The following is a 26799-nucleotide window of genomic DNA, read 5'->3' as shown; positions in this document are numbered from 1 at the left end:
GCAGTGAAGAGACTGGTTTTCGAAACCGAACACGAGCAGCTCCGGGAGACCGCAAAGCAGTTCCTGGAGAAGGAGTGTCTGCCCAACGTGGAGAAGTGGGAGGCCAATCGTCTGGTCGACCGCGAAGCCTATGTGGCGGCAGGCAATTACGGCCTCATCGGGTTCAACATGCCCGAGGAGTACGGCGGCGGGGGTGTCGACGATTTCCGCTTCAACGCGGTGATCGTCGAGGAATTCGCCAAGTTCGGACTGGCATGCCCGGGCATCAGCCTGCAGAACGACATCGTCGGCCCGTACTTCAAGAACCTGGCCACCAAGGAACAGCTGGACCGCTGGATGCCCGGCTTCGCCAGCGGTGAGCTGATCGGCGCCATCGCCATGAGCGAGCCCGGCGCCGGAAGCGATCTCGCCGGTATCCGCACCACCGCGGTGCGCGACGGTGACGACTGGATCGTCAACGGCTCCAAGACCTTCATCTCCGCGGGTATCAACTCCGACCTGGTGGTCGTGGTGGCCCGCACCGATCCCGAAGCCGGCCACAAGGGCTTCTCGCTGCTGGTCGTCGAGCGTGACATGGAGGGCTTCACCCGCGGTCGCAAGCTGGACAAGATGGGCCAGCATGCCGCCGACACCTCCGAGCTGAACTTCGAGGACGTCCGCGTCCCCGCGGCGAACCTGCTCGGCAAGGAGGGCAGGGGCTTCTACCACCTGATGGAGAACCTGCCGTCCGAGCGGCTGTCGATCGCCATCGCCGGTGTCGCCGGAGCGCGCGCCACCTTCGACGAGACCCTGCAGTACGTCAAGGACCGCAAGGCCTTCGGGCAGCCGATCGGCAGCTTCCAGAACAGCCGCTTCGTGATGGCCGAGCTGGAGACCGAACTCGACATCGCCGAGCAATATGTGGATCGTTGCTTGCAGGCCGTCGTCGACGGTGAGCTGACCGCGGTCGAGGCCGCCAAGGCCAAGTGGTGGTGCACCGAGCTGGGCAAGAAGGTCGTCGACCAGTGCCTGCAGCTGCACGGTGGCTACGGTTACATGAACGAGTACCGGGTGGCCAAGGATTACGTCGATGTGCGGATCCAGACGATCTACGGTGGCACCACCGAGATCATGAAGGAGATCATCGGCCGCGACCTGGGTCTGTAAAGATCCGACAACGAGAGCGGCGCCCGACTCCCTGGGGGAGCGGGCGCCGTTTTCGTGTCTACGACCACCTGGTTTCAGCCGGCGGACCGTCCGAGCCCGTGAGACCGAGCGCACGCAGAAACGGCGCCCGACTCGTGGGAGTGGGCGCCGTTTCGACGGAAAGTGGAAGACCTATCCGGCTGCGGTTTCGGTGACGGTGACGGTCGCCGGGGTCTCGGCGGCACCGGAGGTCGGCGTCGCCGACGTGGTGGTCTCGTCTGCCGAGGTGCTCGTCGTGGCGGACGTGCTGCTCGAGGTGGTGGTGGGCGTGACGCTCGCGGGTGCGGTGTTCGGATCCAGCACGGTGTCGATGATGTAGACCCGCATGTGGTCGGCGCCGATCCCGCCGCAGGTGACCTTCGCCTGCTCGTTGACGGTCAGGTTGTTCTCGTCGCCCTTGACGGTCACCGGCTTGCCCTGCTGGGTGTAGATGATGCCCTCGATGTCGTTGGGGGTCAGGATGCCCAGCGCCATGTGGTAGTAGACGGTGGCGGTCGCGGCGACCGGGTCGGTCTTGAGCGTCTCGAGCTGCTCGGGCGTGAGCTTGGCGAAGGCCTCATTGCTGGGCGCGAACACGATGTAGGGGCCGTTGTCGAGCACGGCGGCCACGTTCACGGCCGGGTTCAACTGCCCGGACACCAGCTCGCTGAAGGTCGAGATCTCCGGGATGCTGGCCAGCGCGGCCGAGGACTGCGCCTTGGACAACACGGCCAGCGATCCGGGGCCGGATGCCACGGACTTGATGGCCTCGCAGCCCGGTCCCTTGGGCTCCGGGATCACCATGTTCGGGGTCGTGGGTTCTTCGGCCTGCGCCGTGACCGCGGTTCCCGCGAAGACGATGGCCGCCGATGCGACGGCGACGCCGAAGAGCTTTCCGGTGCGAGCGTGCACGTATTTTCCTCCGCTCAAGACAGGGTGTCTGTGTCCCTGGGTTGGTCGGCGCGCAGCAGCGGAAACTCTGAGATCTCCAGCGTTGCCCACCGTCAGCTAACTGATGTTGACGAGCCATGGCGTCCCCGCAGCGCCGGTTGAATCGTATGCGGCGGCCCCGGTGAGGCCAAATGCAGAGCCGTCAACGTGCCGGGCGGCGCACTGCCGCGCACAGCAGTGCCGCGATCAGACACAGCCCGGCGGCCAGGTAAAACGCCAGGTCATACTGGCCCTGGAGATCACGGATCCAGCCGGCACCGGCCGCGGCGGCGGCGGCCCCGAGCTGATGCGCGGCGAACACCCAGCCGAACACGATCGGCGCGCGGGAGCCGAAGAACTCCCGGCACAGCACGATCGTCGGGGGCACAGTCGCCACCCAGTCCAGCCCGTAGAAGATGACGAAAACCCATGTGCTCGGCTCGGCCTGGGGAGACAGCAGCGACGGCAGCAGCACCAGCGACAAGCCCCGACCCGCGTAATAGACACACAACAGGATGCGCGGGTCGATGCGGTCGGTCAGCCACCCCGAGAAGATGGTCCCGACCACGTCGAGCACCCCGATGGTCGCCAGCAATCCCGCGGCAAGCGTCGTCGGCATCCCGTGGTCGTGCGCGGCCGGGATGAAGTGTGTGCCGATCAGCCCGTTGGTGGTCATCCCGCAGATGGCGAAGCTGCCTGCCAGCAGCCAGAACGCCCGTGAACGCAGGCCGATGCGCAAGCCCTCGAACGCGGCGCCGAACGATCCGCCTGCCACCGCCGCGGGCTCGTCGGAGATCGCGCCGTACGCGGTCAGCCCGACGTCCTGCGGACGGTTGCGCATGAACACCGCCACCAGCGGGACCACCGCCAACGCCGCTCCCGCGACGATCAGTGCCGCCCAGCGCCAGCCGTGCGTTGTGGTCACCTGCGCCACCACCGGCAGGAAGATCAGCTGCCCGGTGGCGCTCGCGGCGGTCAGCACTCCGGTGACCAGACCGCGGCGGGCCTCGAACCACCGGGTGGCGACGGTGGCCACGAAGCCCATGGAGATGGCGCCGGTGCCGATTCCGACCAGTACGCCCCACAGCAGCACCAGTTGCCAGCCGGTGGTCATCACGACGCTCAGCGCCGATCCGGCCGCGATCAGGGCCAGCGCGCCCGCCAGCACCGGGCGGACCCCGAGACGGTCCATCAGCGCGGCGGCGAACGGCGCGGTGACGCCGAACAGCGTCATGTTGACCGACATCGCCAGCCCGATGGTGCCGTGGCTCCAGCCGAACTCCCCGTGCAGCGGCACCATGAACACCCCGGGGACCGACCGGAACGCCGCGGCGCCCAGCAGCGCGACGAAGCTGACGCCGGCGATCACCCAGGCCCAGTGGACCCGGCCCGGGGCACGCACAACTGTCATGCCATGACTGTCTCCGACGGCAGTGCCGTCCACCAGTGGCATAAATGACAGCACCCATCAAAAACGTGCCAAACTGGATCGCATGCACCGCGTCGCCGTACTGCTGTTGCCGCCGGTGGTGGGCTTCGACGCCACCATCGCCCCGACGCTGTTCGGCAGCGCCGCCGACACCACCGGCGATCCGCTGTACGAGGTGATCACCTGTGCCGTCGAGCCGGGTCCGGTGCCCTCGACCAACGGGTTCGCCCTGTTGCCGACGGCCGGACCCGACGCGCTGGCCGACGCCGACACCGTCGTGATCCCCGGAACCCGCTACGCGCCGGCCCGGCTCGACGGCACCCTGGAACCCGCGGTTCGCGCGGCCCTTGCCGGAATCCGCCCGGGCACCAGGCTGGTCTCGATCTGCACCGGTGCGTTCGTGCTGGCTGCCGCAGGCGTGCTGGATGGGCGGCCGGCCACCACGCACTGGCGGTACGCCGACGCGCTGCGTGCGCTGCACCCGGCGGTGTGTGTTGACGAGAACGTGTTGTTCGTCGACGACGGTGACGTGCTCACCTCGGCCGGGCTGGCCGCCGGAATAGACCTGTGCCTGCACATCATTCGGTCCGATCACGGTGTCCAGGTGGCCAACGATGTGGCGCGTCATTGCGTGGTGCCGCCGTGGCGCGAGGGTGGCCAGGCGCAGTTCATCGATCGGCAGGTACCGGTGCCCGATCGCGCCTCGACGGCGGCGACCCGGCAATGGGCGCTCGATCACCTGGACGAGGAGCTGACCGTGCAGCAACTGGCACGGCACGCGCATATGAGCCCGCGCACGTTCAATCGCCGCTTCCGCGCGGAAACCGGTGAGGCACCGGCGAGTTGGGTCCGCAACCGGCGCCTGGACCATGCCAGAGAACTGCTCGAATCACAGGACCTGGCCATCGACGAGGTGGCTCGCCGAGCGGGGTTGGGCACGGGCGGAAATCTGCGTCACCATCTACGCCGTGGCGTGGGGATGTCGCCGTCGAGTTACCGCAAGGTGTATCAGGGGAGCCGGTCGCGGCCCGTTTACCATGACGGCCATGGCTGAACCGCTGATCATCCCCATCCAGGGCCGCGCCCCGCAGTTGCACGCCGAATCCTGGGTGGCCCCCAATGCCACCGTGATCGGGCAGGTCACCCTGGCCGCGAAGGCCAGCGTCTGGTACTCGGCCACCCTGCGGGCCGAGTTCGAACCCATCGAGATCGGTTTCGGGTCCAACCTCCAGGACGGCGTCACCGTGCATGTCGACCCGGGCTTCCCGGTGCGGGTGGGCTCCGGGGTGAGCGTCGGCCACAACGCGGTGCTGCACGGCTGCACCGTCGAGGATGATTGCCTGATCGGGATGGGGGCGATCGTGCTGAACGGAGCCGTCATCGGCGCCGGTTCGCTCGTCGGGGCCGGTGCGGTGGTACCCCAGGGAACGGTCGTGCCACCGGGATCCTTGGTTGCCGGTGTCCCCGGCAAGGTACGCCGCGAACTCAGCGATGAGGAAAAGGCCGGTAATCAACTGAATGCGCAGGTCTATCAAGGCCTGATCGAGCTGCATCGCTAGCGGCGCTTAAGTTCGGCGCGGCCTGGGTACGTTGGGGCGTATGCGGATCTTGATGACCGGTGCGACCGGATACATCGGCTCCCGCCTGGTCGGCGAACTGCTCGACGCGGGCCATCAGGTGGTGGTGACCAGCCGGAAACCCGAACGCCTGCGCGCGTACGGCTGGTTCGACGGGGTTTCCGTCGTGCAGTTGGACGCGCGCGAGAAGGATTCGACGACAAAGGCATTCGATGATGCCGGGCAGATCGACACGGTGTTCTACCTGGTGCACGGTATCGGTGACCCCGGATTCCGGGAGGTCGACAACCGTGCCGCGGCCAACGTGGCGAAGGCGGCCAAGGCCGCCGGTGTGGGCCGCATCGTGTACCTGGGCGGGTTCGTGCCCGGTGACGAGGAGCTCTCCGACCACCTGGCCGGCCGGGCCGAGGTCGCCGAGGCGCTGACCGAACCCGGGGGAGCGGAGCTGGTGTGGCTCGGCGCGGCATTGATCTTCGGCGCCGGGTCGACCTCGTTCGAGATCCTGCGCTATGTCGGCGACCGTTTCCCGGTCCTTCCGATACCGAGCTGGATGCACAACCCGATCGATCCGATCTCCATCCGGGATGTCCTGCACTATCTGGTGGCCGCGGCCGATCCGGAGCGCGTCCCGGCCGGCTCGTATGACATCTACGGTCCCGAGCGAACGACCTATCGCGATCTGCTCGCCGGCTATGCCAGGTTGGCAGGCAACATCAGGGTCGAGATCCCGGTGGGCCCGGTGCCGACCGTGCTCGCCTCCAAGGTGTCCGCGCTGGCACTGCCGGTGCCGGGCAGCCTGACCGCGGACCTCACCGCCTCCCTCGACTATCCGATGGTGGCCACCGACGCGGGCCTGCGTGACCTGGTTGCCGACCCCGACGGTGGTCTGCTCGGCATCGATGAGTCGATCCGCCGTTCGCTGGCCAGGCACCGTCGCCGCCCGGTCAACGATCTGGCCGACCCGCATCATCTTGCCGACACCGACCCGGATTGGGCGGGCGGAGATTCCGCCCGCATCCGAGAACTGACACCGGCGATCGTGCGACCGGCGCTGGGCGTCCTGGCGCCGTTGCCCGGGCCTGCGCGGGCGACCGTCCGCGCGGGTCTGGACGTCCTCGCCGAGATCGCGGCCAAGGTGGATCCGAGGTGAGCCCGTGGTGACGAACCGGACGAAGTGGACCGGTGAGCTCCGTCGGATCGCAGGCCGCAAGGCACCGCCCTCGGACGAGCCGGCCGCGGTGGTCGGCCGCCGCAAGTTCGTGGTCGGTGCGGTGCTGCTGGTGGGAGCCGCGCTGCTCGGCTACTCGCTGAGCAGGCCTCCCGGCGACGATACGTTCATCTGGCTCACGCTCGCGCTGGCGGGCGTGTGGGCCATCGGCGCGTATCTCTCCGGACCATTGCACATGGGCCGGGTCGACTTCCGTGGGCGGATGCGCCGTCCCGTCATCACCGGGACGGCGATCGGGCTCGGGCTGGCTGCGGTGTTCGTTGTCGGTGGGTTGGTGGCGCGCGAGATCCCCGGCGTCGACGACTACATCCGCGACGTGTTGGAGTACTCGAAATCGGGGCCGCTGTACCTGATCGTGTTCATCACGGTGATCAACGGACTCGCCGAGGAGATGTTCTTCCGCGGGTCGCTGTACACGGCGCTGTTGCGGCACCGTCCCGTACTCACCTCGACGGTGCTGTACGTGATCGCCACCGCGGCCACCACCGGCAATCCGATGCTCGGTTTTGCCGCGATCATTCTGGGCACCGTCTGCGCGTTTTTGCGTCGGGCCACCGGCGGGGTGCTGGCCCCCATGCTGGTGCACTTCTTCTGGGGACTGGTGATGGTGCTGGCCCTGCCGCCGATCTTCGGGGTCTGATCTCAGCCGTCGAGCGGGTGCTCGATCTCGTCGCGCGACATCCGGGCCATCAGGTACGCCGCACCACCCAGCAGCACCGGGCCCACCCCGGCCGCCAGGAAGATGGTCTCGACGGCGATCACCTTGGACAGCGGGCCCACCAGCGCCATCGATACCGGCATGAACACCAGTGATACGAAGAAGTCCAGGCTGGATACCCTGCCCAGCATCGCCGGTGGCACCCGGCGCTGCAAGAGCGTGCCCCAAATGACCATTGCCGCACCGCTTGTCGCTCCGACGACGAAGGACGCCACCGCCATCCAGGCAAACGATGTCGTGTAACCGATGACGATGATCGGGACGTTGCCCACCGTCCATGACACCATCATCACCGTCAGGTAGCGGCGGGGCAGCATCCGCGAGGACACCGCGAGTGCACCGATTGCGCTGCCGAGTCCGAACGCGGCCAGCACGAATCCGAAGATGCGCTCGCCGTGCTCGAAACGCGCGTTGGTGATGAACGGCAGCAGGACCTCGATCGGTCCCATGATCAACAGGATGAACCCGCTGGCGAACAACAGGGTCGCCAGCAGCCACGGTGTGCGCACCATGAAGCGGAATCCCTCGCGCAGATCGGCGAGGGCGTGTGTCTTCGCCCGGGTGACCTCGCCGGGTTGCGCGACCGGACGGGTGGCGATCAGCAGGCACAGGCCGAGACCGAAGAGCACCGCGCAGACGACGGCACCGACCGTGGGGAAGGTGGCGCCGATCAGCACACCGGCGACCGCCGGGCCGATCGCCTGTTGCAGTGTCGGGCGCATGACGCCCTCGATCCCGTTGGCGGCCAGCAATTGTTCGGCAGGCAACAGCCGCGGCAGGATGGCGCTGTAGGCGGGGAAGAAGAATGCCGCCCCGATGCCGAGTGCCGCCGCCGCGACGGCCATGTGCCATAGGGCGAGCTCGCCGAGAAGACCGAGTGCGGCCACGGCCGTCACCGCGGCGGTGTTCACCGTCTCGACCGCGATGATGATGGCGCGCTGCGGGAATCGGTCGGCAGCGATACCGCCGACCAAGACAAACGCCACCAGGCCGATGGCCAGGCAGCTCGCCACCAGGGACAGCGCCGCGGGGTCGTTGCTGATCGCGATGACCTGGAGCGCCATCACGACGGTCCACATGCCGGTGGCGAAGATCGAGCATGCCACGGCGGCGATCAGCAGCCGGTAATCGCGGATCCTGAAGGGTGCGAGTACGCGCCAACCGCCGGCTTCCACATGCGCACTCACGTGGTCGATGGTCGCGCAGTGCCGACGCTCAGTCCACTGATTTAACTATCGCGGAAGGCGGGTTTCCTACCTTGCTGGAAGGCCTTGGCGCCCTCCACGAAGTCCTTGGCGGCGAGCAGGGTCAACTGACCCTCCCGCTCGCGCTCGATCGCCGCCTCCAGTTCGGTGAGCGTCGCCTCGTTGATGGCCTGCTTGGTCTTACGCAGCGCCACCGCGGGCCCGCCGGAAAGTGTTGCGATCACGGTGTTCACCGCGTCGTCGAGATCCTCGGGCGCGTGCACCGAGGTCACCAGGCCCCAGTCGTAGGCCTGTGCGGCGGTGATGCGCTCGGCGAGCAGCGCCATCCGTTGCGCACGGATCCGCCCGACGGCCGCGGCCACCAACGCCGAGGCGCCGCCGTCGGGCATCAGGCCGATCTTGGTGAAGGCCAACATGAAGAATGCCTTCTCCGAGGCTAGGACGATGTCACAGGCGATGGCCAGCGACACCCCGACGCCCGCAACGGGTCCCTGCACCACCGAGACCACCGGTTTGGGCAGTGCGACGATGGCCCGCACCGCGCGGTTGGCGCCGTCGAGGGCGCGGCGGGGACCGTCGGTGTCGGTCTCGGAGACGTCATCGGCGCCGATGCTGGCGCCCGAGCTGAAACCGCGGCCCGCGCCGGACAACTTCACGACGCGGACGTCCACGTCGGTGGCGGCCTGTTCGAGCGTGTCGGCGATGCCGTTGAGCATGTCCTCCGTCAACGAGTTCAGCGTGTCGGGGCGATTCAAGGTCACCGACAGCACGCCGTCGGCGAGCTGTACGGGGAGCTGATCGATGCTGCGGTAGGTCATCTGTTGCCTTCACGTTCGGCGGGCGGGTGGCCCGAAGCCGGTCGACTTGGTTATACAAGTAAGCTATGTCGGCGGTCAACTAATCAGGATTTGAAACTGCGGAGGACGGTAGCCATGGCAGGACCATTACAGGGTTTGCGAGTCGTCGAGCTGGCCGGTATCGGCCCAGGTCCGCACGCGGCGATGATTCTCGGCGATCTGGGCGCCGAGGTGGTCCGCGTGGACCGCCCCTCGTCGAAGAACAGTCCGGGCAAGGACGCCATGCTGCGCAACCGGCGTTCGGTCACCGCAGACCTGAAATCCGATGAGGGACGGCAATTCGTCCTCGATCTGGTCGCCAAGGCCGATGTGCTGATCGAGGGCTTCCGCCCCGGTGTCACCGAGCGCCTCGGTCTGGGTCCGCAGGACTGCGCCAAGGTCAACGAGAAGCTGGTCTACGCCCGGATGACGGGATGGGGCCAGGAGGGCCCGCGGGCACTGCAGGCCGGTCACGACATCAACTACATCTCGCTCAACGGTGTGCTGCACGCGATCGGCCGCAAGGGCGAGCGCCCGGTCCCGCCGCTGAACCTCGCCGGCGATTTCGGCGGCGGCTCGCTGTTCCTGCTGCTCGGCATCCTCTCGGCACTGTTCGAGCGCCAGACCTCGGGCAAGGGCCAGACCGTCGACGCCGCCATGATCGACGGCTCCTCGGTGCTGATCCAGATGATGTGGGCGTTCCGCGCGCAGGGCATGTGGAGCGACGAGCGCGGCACCAACATGCTCGACACCGGCGCTCCGTACTACGACACCTACGAGACCGCCGACGGCAAGTACTTCTCGATCGGTGCCATCGAACCGCAGTTCTATGCCGAACTGCTCACCGGTCTCGGCCTGGACGCCGCCGAGCTGCCGGGGCAGAACGACATGAGCCGCTGGGACGAGCTGCGCTCGGTGTTCACCGCAACGTTCAAGACCAAGACCCGCGACGAATGGGCCGCCGTCTTCGCCGGTACCGACGCCTGCGCGACCCCGGTGCTGAGCTTCGGCGAGGTCCTCGACGAGGCACACGTGACGGCTCGCTCCACCTTCTACGAAACCGCCGACGGGCTGCAGCCGATGCCGGCCCCCCGGTTCTCGCGCACGGCGCCGGATGTGCCGAGTGCGCCGCCGGTGATCGGTGCCGATAACGACACCATCCTCAAGGACTGGGCCTGACGGCTCTCTCCATCGCTGGTCATCTCGAAAATCACCATCCAGAAAGGACATTCAGCACGTGGAAATCAAGGATTCGGTAGCGGTCGTCACCGGAGGGGCCTCGGGCCTGGGACTGGCCACCACCAAGCGGCTGCTCGACGCCGGTGCTTCGGTCGTCGTCATCGATCTCAAGGGGGAGGAGGCCGTCGCCGAGCTCGGTGAGCGCGCGAAGTTCGTCGCCGCCAACGTCACCGACGAGGACGCCGTCAGCAAGGCACTCGATGTGGCCGAGTCGATGGGGCCGGTGCGCATCAACGTCAACTGCGCCGGGATCGGCAACGCCATCAAGACCCTCGGCAAGGAGGGGCCGTTCCCGCTGGACGGTTTCCGCAAGGTCGTGGAGGTCAACCTGATCGGCACGTTCAACGTGCTGCGCCTGACCGCCGAGCGGATCGCCAAGCAAGAGCCGCTCAAGAACGAGGAGCGCGGCGTCATCATCAACACCGCCTCGGTCGCCGCGTTCGACGGCCAGATCGGCCAGGCCGCCTACTCGGCCTCCAAGGGTGGCGTCGTCGGCATGACCCTGCCGATCGCACGTGATCTGTCGCGCAGCCTGATCCGCGTCAACACCATCGCGCCGGGCCTGTTCAAGACCCCGCTGCTGGGTTCGCTGCCCGAAGAGGCGCAAAAGTCGCTCGGCCAGCAGGTGCCGCACCCCGCCCGCCTCGGCGATCCCGACGAGTACGGCGCCCTCGCCGTGCACATCGTGGAAAATCCGATGCTCAACGGTGAGGTCATCCGCCTCGACGGTGCCATCCGTATGGCTCCCCGGTAAGTAAGGAACCGATATGTCTTTGGTTACCAAGTTCACCGAGGCTTTCGGTGTCGAACATCCGATCGCCCAGGGCGGTATGCAGTGGGTCGGTCGCGCGGAACTGGTTGCGGCCGTGGCCAACGCGGGCGGCCTGGGTTTCATCACCGCGCTGACCCAGCCGACTCCGGCCGATCTGGCCAATGAGATCGCCCGCACCCGGGACCTGACCGACAAGCCGTTCGGGGTGAACCTGACGATCCTGCCGTCGATCAACCCGCCGCCGTATGACGAGTACCGACAGGTGATCGTCGACTCCGGCGTCAAGATCGTCGAGACAGCGGGGTCCAATCCCGGTCCGCACCTGCCGATGTTCCATGACAACGGCATCAAGGTGCTGCACAAGTGCACCTCGGTGCGGCACGCGGTCAAGGCGCAGACCCTGGGTGTCGACGGCATCAGCATCGACGGTTTCGAATGTGCCGGCCACCCGGGTGAGGACGATGTACCGGGTCTGGTGCTGATTCCGGCCGCAGCCAAGGAGATCGAGATCCCGATGATCGCCTCGGGCGGATTCGCGGATGCGCGCGGCCTGGTGGCCGCCCTTGCGCTGGGCGCGGACGGAATCAACATGGGCACCCGCTTCATGTGCACGGTCGAGTCCTGCATCCACCAGAACGTCAAGGATGCGATCGTGGCCGGCAACGAGCGCGGCACCGAGTTGATCTTCCGCAGCCTGCACAACACCGCGCGGGTGGCGTCCAACGCGGTCTCACGCGAGGTGGTGCAGATCCTGGCCGATGGTGGTCAGTTCGAGGACGTCAAGGATCTGGTGGCCGGGGTGCGTGGCCGCAAGGTGTTCGACGACGGCGATATCGATGCCGGAATCTGGACGGTCGGCACCGTGATGGGTCTGATCGACGACATCCCGACCTGTGCGGAGCTCATCAGCCGCATCGTCGACGAGGCCGAGGACATCATCACCGGTCGGCTCGGCGATATGGTCAAGCTGGACGACCCCGCGTAGGCGTCGGCCCGCTCCAGACGAAGACCGCCCGGTCGGCACCGCAGCGTCGCGGTGATCGACCGGGCGGTCTTTCTTCGTCGACAGGTGGCACCACGCCAAGGCGTCGACTCCAGAGACAGAACACCGCCCGGCCGGACCCGCTAGGGGCCGATCGGGCGGTGCTGTGCGTCGCAGAGGCGTGAGCGCATACAGAACTGAGGAGAGCCTGACGTCTCCGGGTGGGCCGCGTCAGGGCCTCGCTGTCGAGCAGCTGGCGTCAGACAGCTTCAGCGAGATCTGGGAACTGCTCGGAGGTGTCACCCTCGACCAGGACGTCCCCGTGATAGAGGGCGTCGAAATCAACCTTGATGACATCGGCACTGGTGTCGTCGATCCACATGACACTGAGCGTATGACCGCTCATTAAGGGTTCTTTGAGGCTGCGCTCGCAATTTCGTGGCAATTCTTACCGGCGGGTAGGTTACCGCTGCTGGCGTGTTTCAAACATGCATTTTCCGCACTCCTGAAAGTATGCCTGAGCTGCTTCTTAGCGGTGTTTTGCCGGGCCAAACCCCGGATTCCGAAGTTTGCCGGGACCATCGGTTTCGAGGGGTGTCTCAGCAAATCCTTACTCACGAGTAGGGCGACGGCCCTGTGAGCGTGTGACAGAAGTGATTTTTGGGGCTGATGTGACTGAAGTGACTTGAGTGTTCCGGTAAGCCGGAGTCGGAGCGGGTCGGGTGGATGGACGCGTCGCGGGTATTGCCACACCTGACTTATCGCTGTTAACTTAACGTCGATATGTCAATTGAGGGGGGACCATGTTGAACCGAGTCGCGCAGCTCTCGATGGCCGCATCACGCCGCGTGCTGGCCCTCGCGGGACTTCTGCTGGCCGCCGCCGCCATCTTCGGCGTCCCTGTCGCATCGACACTGTCCGCAGGCGGCTTCGGTGACCCGACGTCGGAATCGTCGCAGGCGGCCGCACTGCTCGCGGACAAGTTCGATCAGAGCGATATGCAGTTGCTCGTCACCGTCGCCTCACCGCAGGGCGCACTCGCCCCGGACGCCACCGCTGCCGCCACCGAGATCACCGACCGCCTGAGCCGGTCGCCACACGTCGCACAGGTGACCTCGGCGTGGACGGCTCCGCCGGGCGCCGCCGCCGAACTCCTCAGCAAGGACGGAACCGCGGGATTGATCATCGCGGGCATCACCGGCGGTGAGAACGACGCGCAAAAGTACGCTGCGGCGCTGTCCGACGATATCGACCACGACCGGCCCGGTGTCACCGTGCGTACCGGCGGCAGCGCGATGGTCTACGCGCAGATCAACGCCCAGACCGAACGTGATCTGCTGCGCATGGAGTCCATTGCCATCCCGCTCAGCTTCCTGGTGCTGGTGTGGGTGTTCGGCGGCCTGGTCGCCGCCGCGCTGCCCATGCTGGTCGGACTGTTCGCGATCGTCGGGTCGATGTCGGTACTGCGTCTCATCACCTTTGCCACCGACGTGTCCATCTTCGCGCTCAACCTGTCCATCGCGATGGGTCTGGCATTGGCCATCGACTACACGCTGCTGATCATCAGCCGGTACCGCGACGAACGCGCAGAAGGCTTTTCCCGCGACCGCGCGCTGACCCGCACCATGGCCACCGCCGGGCGCACCGTGCTGTTCTCGGCCACGACGGTCGCGTTGTCCATGGCCGCGATGCTGCTGTTCCCGATGTACTTCCTCACGTCCTTCGCCTACGCCGGGGTGGCCACCGTCGGTTTCGCCGCCCTCGCGGCCATCGTGGTGACGCCTGCCGCGATCTGGTTGCTCGGCGACCGGTTGGATGCCCTGAACGTCTTCCGCCGCAGCGCCACTCCCAAACCGGTCCAGACCCAGTTCTGGTACCGGTGGACGCACGGCGTGATGCGTCGCGCGCTGCCGCTCGGACTCGCGCTGGTGATCCTGCTGCTGATGCTCGGAGCGCCGTTCCTCGGGGTGAAATGGGGTTTCCCGGACGACCGGGTGTTACCGGCATCGGCATCGGCACATCAGGTCGGCGACCAGCTGCGCACCGACTTCGCCGACAACTCCGCAACCGCCGTCACCGTCGTGATCCCCGACTCCGACGGTCTCGGTCCCGCCGATATCGAGCAGTACGCCGGCGCGTTGTCCGTCGTGCCCGACGTGGCCGCCGTCTCGAGCCCGACGGGCACCTTCGTCGACGGCCGCAAATCCGGTCCACCGGTGGCGGCCACCGGCATGGCCGACGGCAGCGCCTTCCTGACCGTGGCCAGTACCGCGCCGCTGTTCTCCGACGCCTCCGAGCGGCAATTGGACGCGCTGCATGCCGTTCCCGGACCGGGGGAGCGTCCCGTACAGTTCACCGGCACCGCGCAGGTCAATCGTGACAGTGTCGACGCCATCACCGACCGGTTGCCATGGGTGCTCGGTCTGATCGCGGTGATCACCTTCGGGTTGCTGTTCCTGATGACGGGCAGTGTGGTGCTACCGGTCAAAGCGATTGTGCTGAACGTGCTTTCGTTGACGGCCGCATTCGGCGCCCTGGTCTGGATCTTCCAGGACGGCCATCTGTCGGCCCTCGGGACAACTCCGACGGGCACGCTGGTGGCGAATATGCCGGTGTTGCTGTTCTGTATCGCCTTCGGCTTGTCCATGGATTACGAGGTGTTCCTCCTTGCCCGCATCCGGGAGAACTGGCTGGCCCTTGGTGCCGGCGGCGGTGCTGCGCGGGTACGCAACGACGAGGCGGTGGCGCTCGGTCTGGCCCGCACCGGGCGGGTCATCACCGCGGCGGCACTGGTCATGTCTATCTCGTTCGCGGCGCTGATCGCCGCGGAGGTCTCGTTCATGCGGATGTTCGGGTTGGGGCTCACGTTGGCGGTACTGGTGGACGCGACCCTGGTGCGCATGGTGTTGGTGCCCGCCTTCATGCACGTCCTCGGTGGCTGGAACTGGTGGGCGCCGCGACCGCTGGTATGGCTGCATCAGCGGATCGGGATCAGCGAATCCGGCGCGCCCGAGCCTGCCCGGACGACGTCGGCGCCGGTGGCGGACACTGGATAACGTGTCCGCCCCACGACTGAGACGACGCCGCGCCGCACGCGGGTCCGGCGATCAGCTGCGCGACGAGATCCTCGACGCCGCCACCGAGTTGCTGTTGGAGACCGGGCACGCCAAAGCGGTGTCCATCCGCGCCGTCGCCCAGCGGGTCGGGGTCACCCCGCCGTCGATCTACCTGCATTTCGCCGACAAGGACGCCCTGCTGGACGCCGTCTGCGCCCGCTACTACGAGAAACTCGACGAGGAGATGCAGCGCGTAGCGGCCGACCAGACCTCGACCATCGAGGTGCTGCGGGCCCAGGGGCTGGCCTATGTGCGATTCGCCAGGCAGACCCCCGAGCTGTATCGCATCGCCACTATGGGCGAGGGCAATCCGAACAGTGATGTCGACGTGACACTGGCCAGCTCGGCGTTTCTGCACATGCGCGCCTCCGTCGAGGCATTGATTGCCGAAGGTATCTACCCGCAGGGGGATTCGACCGCCGCAGCACTGGAGCTGTGGGCGGCGGTGCACGGGGTCGCCGCCCTGCTGATCGCCAAGCCGTACCTGCCGTGGGGCGACGCCGAGGAGTTCGCCGACCGGGTCCTCAGCGCGGTCTGCTGCGGCCGGATCGTCTACGGCATCGTCGGCGCCGATTCGACGCCGGAAGAGACCATCGCCAAGCTCGGTACGCTGAGGACATGACTGCCGCGGTCGACAATCCGTTCTTCGCCCGATTGTGGCTCGTGACCAGTGGACATGAACCGGAATCGGTGCGGCGGCTGCGCGTGGAGAACCTGGCCGGCCTGCGTGGCCGCGTGCTGGAGGTCGGCGCGGGAACCGGCACCAACTTCGTGCACTACCCGGGCGCGGTCAGCGAGGTCGTCGCGCTCGAACCGGAGCGGAAGCTGGCCGAGGTGGCCAGGGAGGCGGCCGCCACCGCGCCGGTTCCGGTATCGGTCAGCACCGCCACCATCGAGGAATTCGAGGCAGGCGAGCCGTTCGACGCCGTGGTCTGCTCGTTGGTGCTCTGCTCGGTCGATGACCCGGATGGTGTTCTGCGCCAGCTGTTCTCGATGCTGAAGCCCGGCGGTGAACTGCGTTATCTGGAACATGTCGCCGGCACCGGATGGCGTGCCACGCTGCAGCGGGTCGCCGATGCCACGATCTGGCCGCGACTGCTCGGTAACTGTCACACCCACCGCAACACCGAGACCGCGATCGCCGACGCCGGGTTCACGGTGGCCGGGTCGCGGCGCGAACAGAGCGTGCCGGCCTGGGTGCCGGTACCGGTGTCGGAGTTGGCGATCGGGCGCGCCGTGCGCGGATAGCCTGCGGCTCAGAGGAGCTGGGGCAGGCGCTGCAGCAGGGTGGGTAGCGCGGTCGCCGAGGTCTCCCGCACCACCGCGGTGCAGGCGGCCGAGAGCGGAGTCGGCTGCGGATTGACCTCGATGACCGGGATTCCGTTGGCCACCGCGGCCTCCGGGAGACCCGCGGCCGGGTAGACCACCGACGATGTGCCGACCACGATCACCACATCGGCCTTGGCGACCGCCTCCACCGAGCTGTCCCACGCATCATCGGGCAGCCCCTCGCCGAACCACACCACGTTCGGTCGGATCAGGCCGCCGCACGCGCACCGCGGCGGTTGCACGACCTCCACCGGTGCGGGCATCACGGGCAGCTCACCGGTGAACGGTGTCCCGCACCGATCGCAGCGGAACTCGAACAGGCTGCCGTGCACATGGTGGACCCTTGTGCTGCCCGCGCGCTCGTGCAGATTGTCGACGTTCTGGGTCACCACGTGAACTTCGGCGTAGTCCTCCCAGGCGGCGACCGCCAGGTGGCCGGCGTTCGGCTCGACGGCACTCATCATGTAGTGCCGCCACAGATACCACGCCCACACCCGTTCCGGGTGGCGCTGCCAGCCGTCGCTGCTGGAAATCTCGTAGGGATCCACGTTGGCCCACAGACCGGTCTCGACATCGCGAAACGTCGGCACACCGCTCTCGGCGGACATGCCGGCCCCGCTCAGCAACGTCACTCGCACCTCACCAAACTAGCGCGTGTGCGTGATACTGGACTCGTGGGAGGTCTGGGGGACTGGATACACCTGGAAGCCGATGCGGGCGCGCCGCTGTTCGACCAGTTGCGCACCCAGATCATCGCCGGGGTGCGCGACGGCCGACTGGCCCCGGGTACCCGCTTGCCCACGGTGCGTGATCTGGCGGGACAGCTGGGCCTTGCGGTCAACACCGTGGCCCGCGCCTACCGCGAGCTGGAAGCGGCCGGCGTACTCGAAACCCGCGGCCGCTTCGGCACATTCGTCGCACGGGTGGATCCGGCCGATAATGCGATGGCGGCCGCGGCCCGTGCCTTCGCCGAGGTGGCCCGCGCCCAGGGCCTCAGCAAGGACCGTGCGCTGCGTTATCTGGACGGGCTGCTGGACTGACCCGTCCAGCGCAGGACGTCCAGGGCGACGGCCACCTCCACGCTGCACGCCGACAGCGGGGCGGGCAACAGTTCCTCGGCGCGGGCCAGTCGGCGCAACAGGGTGTTGCGATGGGTGTACAGCTGGGTGGCCGCGCGCGCCGCGTTGCACTGCGCCGCGATGAACACGCCCACCGCGGTGTGCACTTCGGCAGGCGCATGGGCGAAGTCACCGAGGACGCGTTCGACGAACCGTGCCGCGCGGTCGGGATCGGCGGTCACCAGGGCGACCAGTTCGATATCGGTGAACCGCGCAACTTGCTGTCGGGAACGCAGTCGCGCCACCATCTGCTGGGTGGTGATGGCCTCGAAGTGGCTGGTGCGGAAACCCTCGACACCCTCGCCTGCGGTGCCCAAGGCCACCCGGACCGAGCCGATCGAGCCGGTCAGATCATCGACATCCACCTGGCCGGGCACCCAGACCCATCGCGTCGCGCTACTGGGCAGCACGCTCAGCGGCCGCGCCCCGGCCGCTCGGCCGATCGCCTCGGCCGCGTGATCGAGTTCGGTGAGGTTGTGATCGGCCTCGGCAATCCAGAGCACCGCCGCGGTGTGGGTGCCGGTCAAGGCGTAGCCGAGGCGTCCTTCGGCGCGGTCGCGGGGGATGGGAGCGCCCTCCAGCAGCAGAGCAACAGTTTCCCGCCGCTCGGCGTGGGTGCCATGGGTGAGTTCGTGACGCTCCAGCTCGATCTGGGCAGTGATACCGGCCAGGGTGGCCTCGACGAAGGCGCTGATCGAACGCGAGCAGACCTGCAGCAGCTCGCGGAGTTCGGCCGGATCGGAGGTCAGCTCGAAGGCGATGTCCATCAGGCGCCGCCACGCCACTCCCTCGCCGATCCGATAGGCGTCCATCGGCAGTGAGTTGACCCCGCGGCGCACCAATTCGCGGGCGATGCTCAGCGGTTCGGGACCGGTGTTCGGCGGGACGGGCCCACCCGGATCCCGGATGTTGGCGGTCGCCCAGTAGGCCAGATTGGCGCGGTTGCTGCGGCTCACCGCCGCAGCCAGTTCGGGGTCGGCGGCGATGGCGGGGCTGCCGGCAAGGATGGTGGTGTCGAGTTCGTCGAGCCATTCGGGGCGCGCGTTTACCACGATCTGCGCGCACTGGCGGATCAGTTCCCGCACGGCGGGTGATGGTCCCGGCGGGTTCATGACCACACCGTAGGCCAGCGGGTGCAGATGGCACCAGTGTCGGCGCATTGTGGGGGCATTTCGCCCTATCGCCGATGGTGTCGCAGTCGGCACCATCGGTTGATGGACACAGTTGACGTGCTGATCGTCGGAGCGGGCATCTCCGGTATCGGAGCCGCCTACTATCTGCAGCGCGAGCATCCAGGCCGCGACTACACCATCCTTGAGGCGCGCGAGGCCACCGGCGGTACCTGGGATCTGTTCCGGTACCCGGGTATTCGGTCCGATTCCGATCTGCACACCTTCGGTTACGAGTTCAAACCGTGGCGTGACGAGTATGCGATCGCCACCGCGGACAAGATCTTGGCCTACCTGCGCGAGACCGTCGACGAGAACGGGATAGCCCAGCGAATCCGCTTCGGGCACAAGGTGCTTGCTGCGGCCTGGAGCAGCGCCGACGGACGCTGGGTCGTCGACGTCGAACGTGACGGTGAGCTGATCCAGATCGGTGCACGCTGGCTGTTCTGCGCGGGCGGCTATTACCGATACGACCAGGGATACACCCCGGACTTCGCGGGCCGCGACCGGTTCGGCGGCCGGATCATCCATCCGCAACACTGGCCGCAGGACCTGGACTACACAGGCAAGCGCGTCGTGGTGATCGGTAGCGGCGCGACGGCGGTGACGCTGGTGCCTGCCATGGCAGCCCGTGCGGAGCACGTGACCATGTTGCAGCGATCGCCGACCTACGTCATGCCGGTTCCGGCCAAGGACACCTTCGCCAATATCGCGCGCCGAGTGCTCGGTGACGACCGTGGTTACGCACTGGCCCGGCGTAAGAACATTCTCAAACAGCGTGCCGTGTACACGTTCTGCCAGCAGCATCCGGTGCTGGCGCGGCGGCTGATCCGCCGGATCAACGCGAGTAAGCTACCCGGCGGGTATCCGGTCGACCAGCACTTCAACCCGGCCTACGATCCGTGGGACCAGCGGTTGTGTGCGGTACCCGACGGCGACCTGTTCGCCGCCATCAGCGATGGCAGCGCCTCGGTGGTGACCGACCGGATCGCGACGTTCACCGAGACCGGTATCCGGCTGGAATCCGGAGCGGAGCTGGCGGCCGACATCATCGTCACCGCCACGGGACTGAACATTCAGCTGTTCGGCGGGGTGACGCTCACCGTGGACGGAGAGCCGGTCGATCTCGCGGAGACGGTCGCCTACAAGGGCATCATGCTCAGCGGCGTGCCCAACTTCGCCTTCGCCTTCGGCTACACCAACTCGTCATGGACGCTCAAGGTAGGTCTGCTGTGCGAGCACTTCTGCCGGCTCTTGTCGCATATGGATGCCCAGGGCGTCGACCAGGTGCGCCCGGTGTTCACCGACCCGGCCATGCCGACCCTGCCGCTGCTGGACTTTGCGGCGGGTTATGTGCAGCGGGTGATCGACCGCCTACCGCGCCAGGGCACCCGCGGGCCGTGGCAGATGACCATGAACTACACCGTCGACGCCCAGGTGCTGCGCAACGGACCGGTCGTCGATGACTGCTTGCGGTTCAGCCGAACTCCAGCCGGGTCAGCACCGGCCGTACCGGATCCAGCAGTGGCAGCCGGTGCGCGGCCCACAGCAGCGCGTTGAGCACGGTGCCACGTCCGGTGGGCATCGGCACATCGTGGGCGGCGCGTACCCCCGGCACCGTGTTGACCAGGTCGACGGCCTCGGCGACCGACAGGCTGAACGGCATCGGCGGCACCTTGTAGCGCAATGAGGGGCGCAGCAGCCCCTTCCGGGCCCACCACGCGAACCAGGAGGGCGGTAGGTCGAACATCATCTGACCGCCGGGAAAACGCTTGGCGCATTCGGTGATCAAGCCCATCGCCTCGGCCGGCTGCAGGTACATCAGCAAGCCCTCCGCGGTGATGAACACGCCGTCGGTGTCATCGACGGTATCCATCCAGCTGTAGTCCAGCGCCGACTGCGCGCTGACGGTGATGCGCTCCGATGGTGGGAGCAGCTTCTCACGCAATGCGATGATCGGTGGGAGATCGACGGTGTGCCAGCGGAATTCATGCCCGACATCACCGTTGTCGAGCCGGTAGAAGCTGGTCTGCAGGCCCTCGGCCAGCGCCACCACGGTCGCCGATGGATGATCGCGCAGGTACTTGCGGGTCTGTTTGTCGAACGCCAGGGCGCGCAGCGCCATGTCCTGACGGCCGACGAAACCGAACTTGGCGAAGTCGAAATCGATGGCGTCGACCAGATCGACGGCCACCGGATCATCGATGACCCGATCATCTCGGGCGGCCTCGGTGGCGCGCACCTTCAACGTCAACAGTGCGGTCTCGGACACGCCGGTCAGCGACCGCGCATCGGCTCTCGGGGAGGTCACTACATCGAGGGTACTCAGCGCCCGGCGAATTCCAGCAGCGTGATACTCGGCCGGTTTCGCCGGAACGCGCCGATGCGGTCCCAGCGCTCGGGGTTGGCCAGCCGCCAGAACCCGCGCCCCGGCGGATACGGCACATCGCGGGCCGACCGGACGCCGTCGATGGTGCCCGCCAGCGACACCGCCTCGTCGGGAGTGAGCGCGAACGGCATGGCCGGGGTGAGGTAGCGATCGGACAGTCGCATACCTTCGAGCGTCCTGCGGCTGAACCAGTGTGGGATCGAGTCGAACATGAACTGCGCACCGGGAAAACGGGCAGCGCAGTCGGCGATCAGCCCCAGCGCATCCTCGGGCTCCAGGTACATCAGCAACCCCTCGGCGGTGATGAACACGCCATCCTGCGCATCCACCCGGTCCATCCAGCTGCGATCCAGCGCCGACTGGCCCAGTTCGGTGATCCGGTCATCGCGGGGCAGAAGTTGGCGGCGCAGCTGCATCACCGGTTCCAGATCGATCGAATACCAGTGCAATTCGTCGGCGACTCCGGCGCGGGCCAACCGCCAGAAACTGGTTTGCAGACCCTCGGCCAACGCCACCACCGACGCCCTCGGATGAGCTTTCAGGTACGCGGTGGCTGCCGCGTCGAAGGCCAGCGCGCGCAGCGGATGGGACTGGTTGGGCTTACCGAACTTGCGGTAGTCGTAGTCGATCGAATCGAGCAGGCTGACCGCCCACGGGTCGCGGATCACCCCGTCGGAGCGCCTGGCCTCGGTGCCGCGGTTGTGCAGTGTCCACAACGTCGTCGCGGACACTCCTTCCAGACTGGTTCCGTCGATCCGGCTCATGCTCCCGATCGTAGAGTCGTACGCTCGACTCATGGGGCGTCAGGTGTTCGACGACAAGCTGCTGGCATTGATCAAGGGCAACGCGCTGGGGGTGCTGGCCACCATCAAGCGCGACGGTCGGCCACAGCTGTCCAATGTGTCCTACTGGTTCGACGCGCCCAACACCGCGTTGCAGGTGTCCATCACCGAACCGCGTGCCAAGACCCGCAACCTGCGTCGCGACCCGCGCGCCTCGATACATGTGTCCGCCGACGACGGCTGGTCCTATGCGGTGGCCGAGGGTGACGCGGTGTTGACGCCGCCGGCGGCCAACCCGCACGACGACACGGTCGAGGGGCTTATTGCGTTGTATCGCAACATCGCCGGTGAACATCCGGACTGGGCCGACTACCGGCGTGCGATGGTCGACGACCGCCGCGTACTGCTGACGCTGCCGATCGCACACCTGTACGGAATGCCGCCAGGGCTGCGCTGACGGAAATACGTCGCACGTGCGTCTAGGCTGATCGCATGGCCGACGAAACTCCGGAAGACGACACCAAGCGCAAGTTCCGGGAAGCGCTGGAGCGCAAGAAGGCGCAGGCCACCGGGGGCGCCTCGCACGCCGATGGTGGACGCAAGAAGGCCCGCGCGCACGGTGCCGTGGAGAACCGGCGCGAGTTCCGGCGCAAGAGCGGCTAGGTGAGCGCCCGGGCGGCGGCCAGCGCCACCAGCACGGCCGCCACGCAGTAGAGGCCGAGATCCTTCAGGCCCCACACGCACGAGGCCAGCGTCGCAGCCCCCGCGACGCACAGCAGTATCCCCACCGCCACGCTCCGATCGGCGCTTACCACGCCGCCGTCCCAAAAGGGCAGCGGGTTGTTCTCCAGCGGTCGCAGCGCGACGAACAACACCGCCACCAGCGCACCCATGATCAGCACCTGGGCGATGCTCAGTGCCAGGAAATGCGGCTGACCCGGATACCGGGGAAACCCGGCGATGTCGAACGCCAGATGCACGGCCAGCAGTGCCGGAATGTGCCAGAGATACAGCGTCATCGCACCGCTGTTGCCGATCGCGGTCAGCCACCAGACCCGCGGCCGGCGGGCCCACCGGCCGATCGCAGGTGCGGCGGCAATTGCGAAGGCGCACATCATGATTGCGTGTCCGGCCAGTAACAGCGACGGCGGCATCATGTTCTTGAGCTCTTGGCCTTCGATGCCCACCAGGCTCAGTTCGTACGGACCGAAACGCAGCAGCGTCATGTTCGCCGCCAACATGGCGCACCCCAGCAGCGCGGCCTGTGAGACGGTCAACAACCGGTTGCAGTAGGCCACCCCGAAGATCCCGGGGATCAGCCACACCGCCAGGTTCAGGTAGCCCAGCGTGGCCCAGCCCGGGTCGTTGACCCGGATGGCGTCGATCGTGGCGATCAGCGTGTAGATCACCACGACGCCACCCGTCATCCGGCCCACGGTCGTGATCGCGCGCAGCAGCGGCACCGCGGCGAGAACCAGGACGTAGGCGCCGAGGAACCAGAGCAGCTGAATGGAGATGCCGGCGATCGGTTGGTAGACGTGCGTCGGCAGCACCCGCTGGCCGATGGCGAGGGCGACGGCCCAGAACGCGAGATAGGAGAACACCGGTCGGTAGAGCCTGGTGCAGCGCTTCAGCAACCAGCCGCCCCAGTTGCCGGCATACGACCCGGCGGAGGCGGCGACACCGGCGAAGAAGAACAGCGGCATGATCTGGAAGATCCAGGTCAGCGCCTGGAACATCACCGATGTGGTGAGCAGGTTCTCCCAGACGAAGACGTCGTCGCGGATGATGCTGGTGGCCATCACGGTATGGCCGGCGATCACCCCGAGTAGTGCGGTGATCCGGATGACGTCGAGTGCGCGGTCCCGCCCGGCGGGCGTGGCCGCGGCGACGTCGTCGACGCTCGGGAAGGCGGAAACGGGCATGTCCCGAATGTAGGGTGCCCGATCCCGGTCAGGCCTGAGTAGAACCACTCAATTGACGGGTCCGGCGTTCCTGGACCAGGACCGCGGCCAGGCAGATGAGGGCGAGCACCGCGATCGCGGCGGCGAAACTCTCCCCGGCGGTGCGCAGGCCCCAGGACTGCGCGGCCAGACCCACGCCCACCACCGGCAGCGCGATCGCCACATAGGCCACCACGAAGTAGGTCGAGCTGACCGCCCCGCGCTGCCGGTCGGGGACCTGCTCGACGACGGCCGCCAGCCCGCGGCTGAAGCTGATGCCCTGCCCGATCCCGGCGATGACCGCCGCGGCGATGATGCCAGGCAACGATGAATGTGACAGTGCGACAGCCAGAATGACCATCCCGACGACCAGGATCGCGCAGCCCACCGCCACGGCGAGGGTGGACGGGATGCGACGCCCGAGCAACTGTGCCACGGCCGAGGACAGGAAGATCGAACCGGCCACCGTCCCGCCGACAGCATGGTTGGTCACCCCGATGACCTCGGCGAGGAAGGCCGGCGCGACCGCGGCGAACAGCCCGGTGACCGCGAACCCCGCGAAGGCTGCGGTGGCCGCGGTGAGGAACACGGCGCGGACCTCGGCGGGCACCGCCAGGCGTTGCAACGCGATGTGGCCGGTCCCGCCCGAGGTCTCCGGGGCCAGCAGCACCGCGGGGATGGCGAGTGCCAACAGCGCGATGTGCACCAGGAACGAGAGCAGCAGCGGGTGCGGCGCGTACTGCACCAGCAGACCGGCGAGCAGCGGCCCGCTGCCCAGCCCGCCGATGTTGACCATGGTCGCCACGGTGGCCGCCCGGTCCCGCCGTTCGGCGGGCACCGATTCCACGACGGCTGCCGTCGCCGTTCCGGTGAACAACCCTGCCGACAGTCCGGACAGCAGACGGCCCACCAACAGCAGCGCGATGTTGTCGGCGAACAGGAACACCGCCGAGCTGGCCAGCGCGAAGGCCAGGCCGGCCAGCAGCACCGGGCGGCGGCCGAGGACATCGGACCAGCCGCCGGCGACCAGCAGTGCGGCGAGCACGCCGAGGGCATAGACGGCGAACACCACCGTCGTGGTGAACACCGCGAAGTGCATCCGTTCGCCGTAGAGCGCGTACATCGGGGTCGGCACGGTCGTCCCGAGCATGGTGACGGCGAAGGCGTAGGCCAGGGCGGCGAACGCGAACCGGCGGCGGGTGTCCATGAGTGTGAACAACGCCGCCGCCGGTCTCGGTAGTTCCGGATGTGAACTAGTGCGCCCGGTTAGTGAGTGACTGCCTTCTCGGCGCCCACACCGGTCAGCGAGCGGACCTCCATCTCGGCATTGACCGCCGGATCGCCGGTGTCCTTGGAGGTCAGGGTGCCGATGATGCCGAGTGCGAAGGCCAGCGGGATCGACACGATGCCCGGGTTGGCCAGCGGGAACCAGGCGAAGTCGGCCGCGGGGATCATGGCGGTCTTGCTGCCGGATACGGCGGGGGAGAAGACGATCAGCACGATGCAGGAGATCAGGCCGCCGTACATGCTCCACAGTGCGCCGCGGGTGTTGAACCGCTTCCAGTACAGCGAGTAGACGATGGTGGGCAGGTTCGCCGATGCGGCGACCGCGAAGGCCAGCGCCACCAGGAAGGCGACGTTCTGTCCGTTGGCGAGGATGCCCAGGCCGATGGCCAGGACGCCAAGGACCACCGCGGTGATGCGGGAGACCTTCACCTGTTCCTCCTCGGTCACCTTGTGGGACTTGAGGACCGAGGCATAGATGTCATGGGCGAAGGAGGCCGAGGCCGTGATGGTCAGACCCGCGACCACCGCCAGGATGGTGGCGAAGGCGACCGCGGAGATGACGCCCAGCAGCACCACGCCGCCGAGTTCGAGCGCCAGCAGCGGGGCCGCGGAGTTCACCCCGCCCGCCGCGCCGAGGATGCGATCGGGGCCGACCAGGGCGGCCGCGCCGTAGCCGAGCACCAGGGTGAACAGGTAGAACGCGCCGATCAGCGCGATGGCCCACACGACCGAGCGTCGCGCCTCCTTGGCCGTCGGCACCGTGTAGAAGCGCATCAGCACGTGCGGCAGGCCCGCGGTGCCCAGCACCAGCGCCAGCGCCAGCGAGATGAAGTTGATCTGGCTGGTCAGCGAGCCGCCGTACTGCGCGCCGGGGGCGAGCACGTCACGGCTGGCCACGGCCTCGGTGGCGGACCCGGAGATGGCGGCCTGCGCGGAGGTCAGGATCTCGGAGAAGTTCAGGCCGAACTTCGTCAGCACCATGACGGTCATGAAACCGGCGCCGACGATCAGCAGCACGGCCTTGATGATCTGCACCCAGGTGGTGCCCTTCATGCCGCCGACCAAGACGTAGACGATCATCAGCAGGCCGACGACGGCGATGACAACGGCCTGTCCGCTCTTGCTGTTGATGTTCATCAGCAACGCGACAAGGCCGCCGGCGCCTGCCATCTGGGCCAGCAGGTAGAACAGCGATACCGTCAGCGTGGAGGTGGCCGCGGCGACCCGTACCGGGCGCTGCTTGAGCCGGAAGCTCAGTACATCGGCCATGGTGAATTTGCCTGTGTTGCGCAGCAATTCGGCCACCAGCAGCAGAGCCACCAGCCACGCGACCAGGAAGCCGATCGAGTACAGGAATCCGTCGTAGCCGTACACGGCGATGGCCCCGGCGATACCGAGGAAGCTGGCCGCGGACAGATAGTCACCGGCGATGGCGACACCGTTCTGCGGGCCGGAGAAGCCGCGGCCGCCGGTGAAGAACTCCGCCGCGGTGGCGTTCTTCTTGCTGGCGCGGATCACCACCACCATCGTGACGACGACGAAGAGGCCGAAGATGGCCATGTTGGCGACCGGGTTGCCGACGGACT

The 26799-nt window shown here is 67.4% G+C and carries 27 protein-coding genes; 15 read left to right on the top strand and 12 right to left on the bottom strand.

Features of this window, described 5'->3' with window-relative positions; genetic code table 11:
• Positions 1 to 3: 3 nt before the first annotated feature.
• Entirely contained in the window at positions 4 to 1146 is a 1143-nt protein-coding gene (locus tag G154_RS17895; protein WP_019510874.1) for an acyl-CoA dehydrogenase family protein, read from the top strand.
• A 171-nt stretch (positions 1147 to 1317) separates the two neighbouring features.
• Here G154_RS17895 and G154_RS17890 read toward each other — a convergent pair whose 3' ends face one another.
• Together G154_RS17890 and G154_RS17885 are read right to left on the bottom strand one after the other, a co-directional pair.
• On the bottom strand, positions 1318 to 2076 hold the full coding sequence (locus G154_RS17890) for a fasciclin domain-containing protein (protein WP_019510873.1): 759 nt from the start codon (positions 2074 to 2076) through the stop codon (positions 1318 to 1320).
• 181 nt (positions 2077 to 2257) lie between these two features.
• Positions 2258 to 3505, bottom strand: coding sequence for an MFS transporter (locus G154_RS17885; protein ID WP_023986149.1), 1248 nt, complete (start codon positions 3503 to 3505; stop codon positions 2258 to 2260).
• An 82-nt stretch (positions 3506 to 3587) separates the two neighbouring features.
• On the opposite strand from G154_RS17885, the gene G154_RS17880 reads away from it, so the two are divergent.
• The 4 genes from G154_RS17880 to G154_RS17865 are packed head-to-tail and all read left to right on the top strand — an operon-like array spanning position 3588 to position 6968.
• Positions 3588 to 4577, top strand: coding sequence for a GlxA family transcriptional regulator (locus G154_RS17880; protein WP_019510871.1), 990 nt, complete (start codon positions 3588 to 3590; stop codon positions 4575 to 4577).
• The gene (locus tag G154_RS17875) at positions 4570 to 5082 is read left to right on the top strand and encodes a gamma carbonic anhydrase family protein (protein ID WP_023986148.1); all 513 of its coding nucleotides are present in this window, start codon (positions 4570 to 4572) and stop codon (positions 5080 to 5082) included. The genes G154_RS17880 and G154_RS17875 overlap by 8 nt, the downstream gene beginning before the upstream one ends.
• Before the next feature lie 40 nt (positions 5083 to 5122).
• On the top strand, positions 5123 to 6250 hold the full coding sequence (locus G154_RS17870) for an NAD(P)H-binding protein (RefSeq protein WP_019510869.1): 1128 nt from the start codon (positions 5123 to 5125) through the stop codon (positions 6248 to 6250).
• A gap of 7 nt (positions 6251 to 6257) precedes the next feature.
• Positions 6258 to 6968 carry a CPBP family intramembrane glutamic endopeptidase gene (locus G154_RS17865; RefSeq protein WP_023986147.1) on the top strand — a complete coding sequence of 237 codons (711 nt, stop codon included), beginning with the start codon at positions 6258 to 6260 and terminating at the stop codon, positions 6966 to 6968.
• A gap of 2 nt (positions 6969 to 6970) precedes the next feature.
• Here the strand turns inward: G154_RS17865 and tet(V) are convergent, their stop codons facing one another.
• Together tet(V) and G154_RS17855 are read right to left on the bottom strand one after the other, a co-directional pair.
• Positions 6971 to 8233: a tetracycline efflux MFS transporter Tet(V) gene (gene tet(V) / locus G154_RS17860; RefSeq protein WP_031601647.1), complete on the bottom strand. Its 1263-nt coding sequence runs from the start codon at positions 8231 to 8233 to the stop codon at positions 6971 to 6973.
• Positions 8234 to 8274: 41 nt separating this feature from the next.
• On the bottom strand, positions 8275 to 9069 hold the full coding sequence (locus tag G154_RS17855) for an enoyl-CoA hydratase (protein WP_019510866.1): 795 nt from the start codon (positions 9067 to 9069) through the stop codon (positions 8275 to 8277).
• A 114-nt stretch (positions 9070 to 9183) separates the two neighbouring features.
• On the opposite strand from G154_RS17855, the gene G154_RS17850 reads away from it, so the two are divergent.
• The 3 genes from G154_RS17850 to G154_RS17840 are packed head-to-tail and all read left to right on the top strand — an operon-like array spanning position 9184 to position 12083.
• Entirely contained in the window at positions 9184 to 10266 is a 1083-nt protein-coding gene (locus tag G154_RS17850) for a CaiB/BaiF CoA-transferase family protein (protein ID WP_019510865.1), read from the top strand.
• 58 nt (positions 10267 to 10324) lie between these two features.
• Positions 10325 to 11080: a 3-hydroxyacyl-CoA dehydrogenase gene (locus G154_RS17845; protein ID WP_019510864.1), complete on the top strand. Its 756-nt coding sequence runs from the start codon at positions 10325 to 10327 to the stop codon at positions 11078 to 11080.
• A gap of 13 nt (positions 11081 to 11093) precedes the next feature.
• Positions 11094 to 12083, top strand: coding sequence for a nitronate monooxygenase family protein (locus G154_RS17840; protein ID WP_019510863.1), 990 nt, complete (start codon positions 11094 to 11096; stop codon positions 12081 to 12083).
• 256 nt (positions 12084 to 12339) lie between these two features.
• On the opposite strand, the gene G154_RS27315 is transcribed toward G154_RS17840, so the two are convergent.
• A complete protein-coding gene (locus tag G154_RS27315; protein WP_019510862.1) occupies positions 12340 to 12462 on the bottom strand; it encodes a hypothetical protein in 123 nt (40 codons plus the stop codon).
• 421 nt (positions 12463 to 12883) lie between these two features.
• Here G154_RS27315 and G154_RS17835 point away from each other — a divergent pair, with 421 nt between their 5' ends.
• From G154_RS17835 to G154_RS17825, 3 genes are read left to right on the top strand one after another with little or no spacing between them, the layout of a single operon-like run.
• The gene (locus tag G154_RS17835; RefSeq protein WP_019510861.1) at positions 12884 to 15136 is read left to right on the top strand and encodes an MMPL family transporter; all 2253 of its coding nucleotides are present in this window, start codon (positions 12884 to 12886) and stop codon (positions 15134 to 15136) included.
• A 1-nt stretch (position 15137) separates the two neighbouring features.
• Complete coding sequence (locus G154_RS17830; RefSeq protein WP_019510860.1) at positions 15138 to 15818, top strand: TetR/AcrR family transcriptional regulator; 681 nt, start codon at positions 15138 to 15140, stop codon at positions 15816 to 15818.
• Entirely contained in the window at positions 15815 to 16444 is a 630-nt protein-coding gene (locus G154_RS17825) for a bifunctional 2-polyprenyl-6-hydroxyphenol methylase/3-demethylubiquinol 3-O-methyltransferase UbiG (protein WP_019510859.1), read from the top strand. Before G154_RS17830 ends, G154_RS17825 begins: the two co-directional genes overlap by 4 nt.
• Positions 16445 to 16452: 8 nt before the next feature.
• Here G154_RS17825 and G154_RS17820 read toward each other — a convergent pair whose 3' ends face one another.
• Entirely contained in the window at positions 16453 to 17163 is a 711-nt protein-coding gene (locus G154_RS17820) for an NAD-dependent deacylase (protein WP_023986145.1), read from the bottom strand.
• A gap of 36 nt (positions 17164 to 17199) precedes the next feature.
• Here G154_RS17820 and G154_RS17815 point away from each other — a divergent pair, with 36 nt between their 5' ends.
• Entirely contained in the window at positions 17200 to 17565 is a 366-nt protein-coding gene (locus G154_RS17815; RefSeq protein WP_019510857.1) for a GntR family transcriptional regulator, read from the top strand.
• Here G154_RS17815 and G154_RS17810 read toward each other — a convergent pair.
• Positions 17541 to 18755, bottom strand: a complete 1215-nt coding sequence (locus G154_RS17810) for a CdaR family transcriptional regulator (RefSeq protein WP_023986144.1) — start codon at positions 18753 to 18755, stop codon at positions 17541 to 17543. The genes G154_RS17815 and G154_RS17810 overlap by 25 nt on opposite strands.
• A 102-nt stretch (positions 18756 to 18857) precedes the next feature.
• On the opposite strand from G154_RS17810, the gene G154_RS17805 reads away from it, so the two are divergent.
• Positions 18858 to 20372, top strand: a complete 1515-nt coding sequence (locus G154_RS17805) for an NAD(P)/FAD-dependent oxidoreductase (protein ID WP_019510855.1) — start codon at positions 18858 to 18860, stop codon at positions 20370 to 20372.
• Here the strand turns inward: G154_RS17805 and G154_RS17800 are convergent.
• Together G154_RS17800 and G154_RS17795 are read right to left on the bottom strand one after the other, a co-directional pair.
• Complete coding sequence (locus tag G154_RS17800; RefSeq protein ID WP_019510854.1) at positions 20290 to 21123, bottom strand: class I SAM-dependent methyltransferase; 834 nt, start codon at positions 21121 to 21123, stop codon at positions 20290 to 20292. The genes G154_RS17805 and G154_RS17800 overlap by 83 nt on opposite strands.
• A gap of 14 nt (positions 21124 to 21137) precedes the next feature.
• Positions 21138 to 21965 (bottom strand): class I SAM-dependent methyltransferase, encoded by an 828-nt coding sequence (locus G154_RS17795; protein WP_019510853.1) that lies wholly within the window; start codon positions 21963 to 21965, stop codon positions 21138 to 21140.
• 31 nt (positions 21966 to 21996) lie between these two features.
• Here G154_RS17795 and G154_RS17790 point away from each other — a divergent pair, with 31 nt between their 5' ends.
• Positions 21997 to 22440 (top strand): PPOX class F420-dependent oxidoreductase, encoded by a 444-nt coding sequence (locus G154_RS17790; RefSeq protein WP_019510852.1) that lies wholly within the window; start codon positions 21997 to 21999, stop codon positions 22438 to 22440.
• Positions 22441 to 22475: 35 nt separating this feature from the next.
• Entirely contained in the window at positions 22476 to 22646 is a 171-nt protein-coding gene (locus tag G154_RS26535) for a DUF5302 domain-containing protein (protein WP_019510851.1), read from the top strand.
• Here G154_RS26535 and G154_RS17785 read toward each other — a convergent pair.
• Genes G154_RS17785 through G154_RS17775 form a run of 3 tightly spaced genes read right to left on the bottom strand, consistent with a single transcriptional unit; the run spans position 22643 to position 26773 of the window.
• Positions 22643 to 23908 carry an acyltransferase gene (locus tag G154_RS17785; RefSeq protein WP_019510850.1) on the bottom strand — a complete coding sequence of 422 codons (1266 nt, stop codon included), beginning with the start codon at positions 23906 to 23908 and terminating at the stop codon, positions 22643 to 22645. The genes G154_RS26535 and G154_RS17785 overlap by 4 nt on opposite strands.
• 28 nt (positions 23909 to 23936) lie before the next feature.
• The gene (locus tag G154_RS17780) at positions 23937 to 25133 is read right to left on the bottom strand and encodes an MFS transporter (RefSeq protein WP_019510849.1); all 1197 of its coding nucleotides are present in this window, start codon (positions 25131 to 25133) and stop codon (positions 23937 to 23939) included.
• A gap of 59 nt (positions 25134 to 25192) precedes the next feature.
• The gene (locus G154_RS17775) at positions 25193 to 26773 is read right to left on the bottom strand and encodes a cation acetate symporter (protein ID WP_045546545.1); all 1581 of its coding nucleotides are present in this window, start codon (positions 26771 to 26773) and stop codon (positions 25193 to 25195) included.
• Positions 26774 to 26799 lie beyond the last annotated feature (26 nt).

The sequence above is a fragment of the Mycobacterium sp. VKM Ac-1816D genome (genome assembly GCF_000416385.1).
In the GTDB taxonomy this organism is placed as follows: domain Bacteria; phylum Actinomycetota; class Actinomycetes; order Mycobacteriales; family Mycobacteriaceae; genus Mycobacterium; species Mycobacterium neoaurum_A.
Note: the sequence above shows the minus strand (reverse complement) of the source record. Positions and strands in the feature narration are given on the sequence as shown.

Coding starts and splice junctions, on each gene's coding strand:
- G154_RS17885 (WP_023986149.1), bottom strand. CDS start 3,505: ATGACAGTTGTGCGTGCCCCGGGCCGGGTCCACTGGGCCTGGGTGATC.
- G154_RS17880 (WP_019510871.1), top strand. CDS start 3,588: ATGCACCGCGTCGCCGTACTGCTGTTGCCGCCGGTGGTGGGCTTCGAC.
- G154_RS17875 (WP_023986148.1), top strand. CDS start 4,570: ATGGCTGAACCGCTGATCATCCCCATCCAGGGCCGCGCCCCGCAGTTG.
- G154_RS17870 (WP_019510869.1), top strand. CDS start 5,123: ATGCGGATCTTGATGACCGGTGCGACCGGATACATCGGCTCCCGCCTG.
- G154_RS17855 (WP_019510866.1), bottom strand. CDS start 9,069: ATGACCTACCGCAGCATCGATCAGCTCCCCGTACAGCTCGCCGACGGC.
- G154_RS17850 (WP_019510865.1), top strand. CDS start 9,184: ATGGCAGGACCATTACAGGGTTTGCGAGTCGTCGAGCTGGCCGGTATC.
- G154_RS17840 (WP_019510863.1), top strand. CDS start 11,094: ATGTCTTTGGTTACCAAGTTCACCGAGGCTTTCGGTGTCGAACATCCG.
- G154_RS27315 (WP_019510862.1), bottom strand. CDS start 12,462: ATGTGGATCGACGACACCAGTGCCGATGTCATCAAGGTTGATTTCGAC.
- G154_RS17835 (WP_019510861.1), top strand. CDS start 12,884: ATGTTGAACCGAGTCGCGCAGCTCTCGATGGCCGCATCACGCCGCGTG.
- G154_RS17825 (WP_019510859.1), top strand. CDS start 15,815: ATGACTGCCGCGGTCGACAATCCGTTCTTCGCCCGATTGTGGCTCGTG.
- G154_RS17810 (WP_023986144.1), bottom strand. CDS start 18,755: ATGAACCCGCCGGGACCATCACCCGCCGTGCGGGAACTGATCCGCCAG.
- G154_RS17805 (WP_019510855.1), top strand. CDS start 18,858: ATGGACACAGTTGACGTGCTGATCGTCGGAGCGGGCATCTCCGGTATC.
- G154_RS17795 (WP_019510853.1), bottom strand. CDS start 21,965: ATGAGCCGGATCGACGGAACCAGTCTGGAAGGAGTGTCCGCGACGACG.
- G154_RS17790 (WP_019510852.1), top strand. CDS start 21,997: ATGGGGCGTCAGGTGTTCGACGACAAGCTGCTGGCATTGATCAAGGGC.
- G154_RS26535 (WP_019510851.1), top strand. CDS start 22,476: ATGGCCGACGAAACTCCGGAAGACGACACCAAGCGCAAGTTCCGGGAA.
- G154_RS17785 (WP_019510850.1), bottom strand. CDS start 23,908: ATGCCCGTTTCCGCCTTCCCGAGCGTCGACGACGTCGCCGCGGCCACG.
- G154_RS17780 (WP_019510849.1), bottom strand. CDS start 25,133: ATGGACACCCGCCGCCGGTTCGCGTTCGCCGCCCTGGCCTACGCCTTC.
- G154_RS17775 (WP_045546545.1), bottom strand. CDS start 26,773: ATGGCCATCTTCGGCCTCTTCGTCGTCGTCACGATGGTGGTGGTGATC.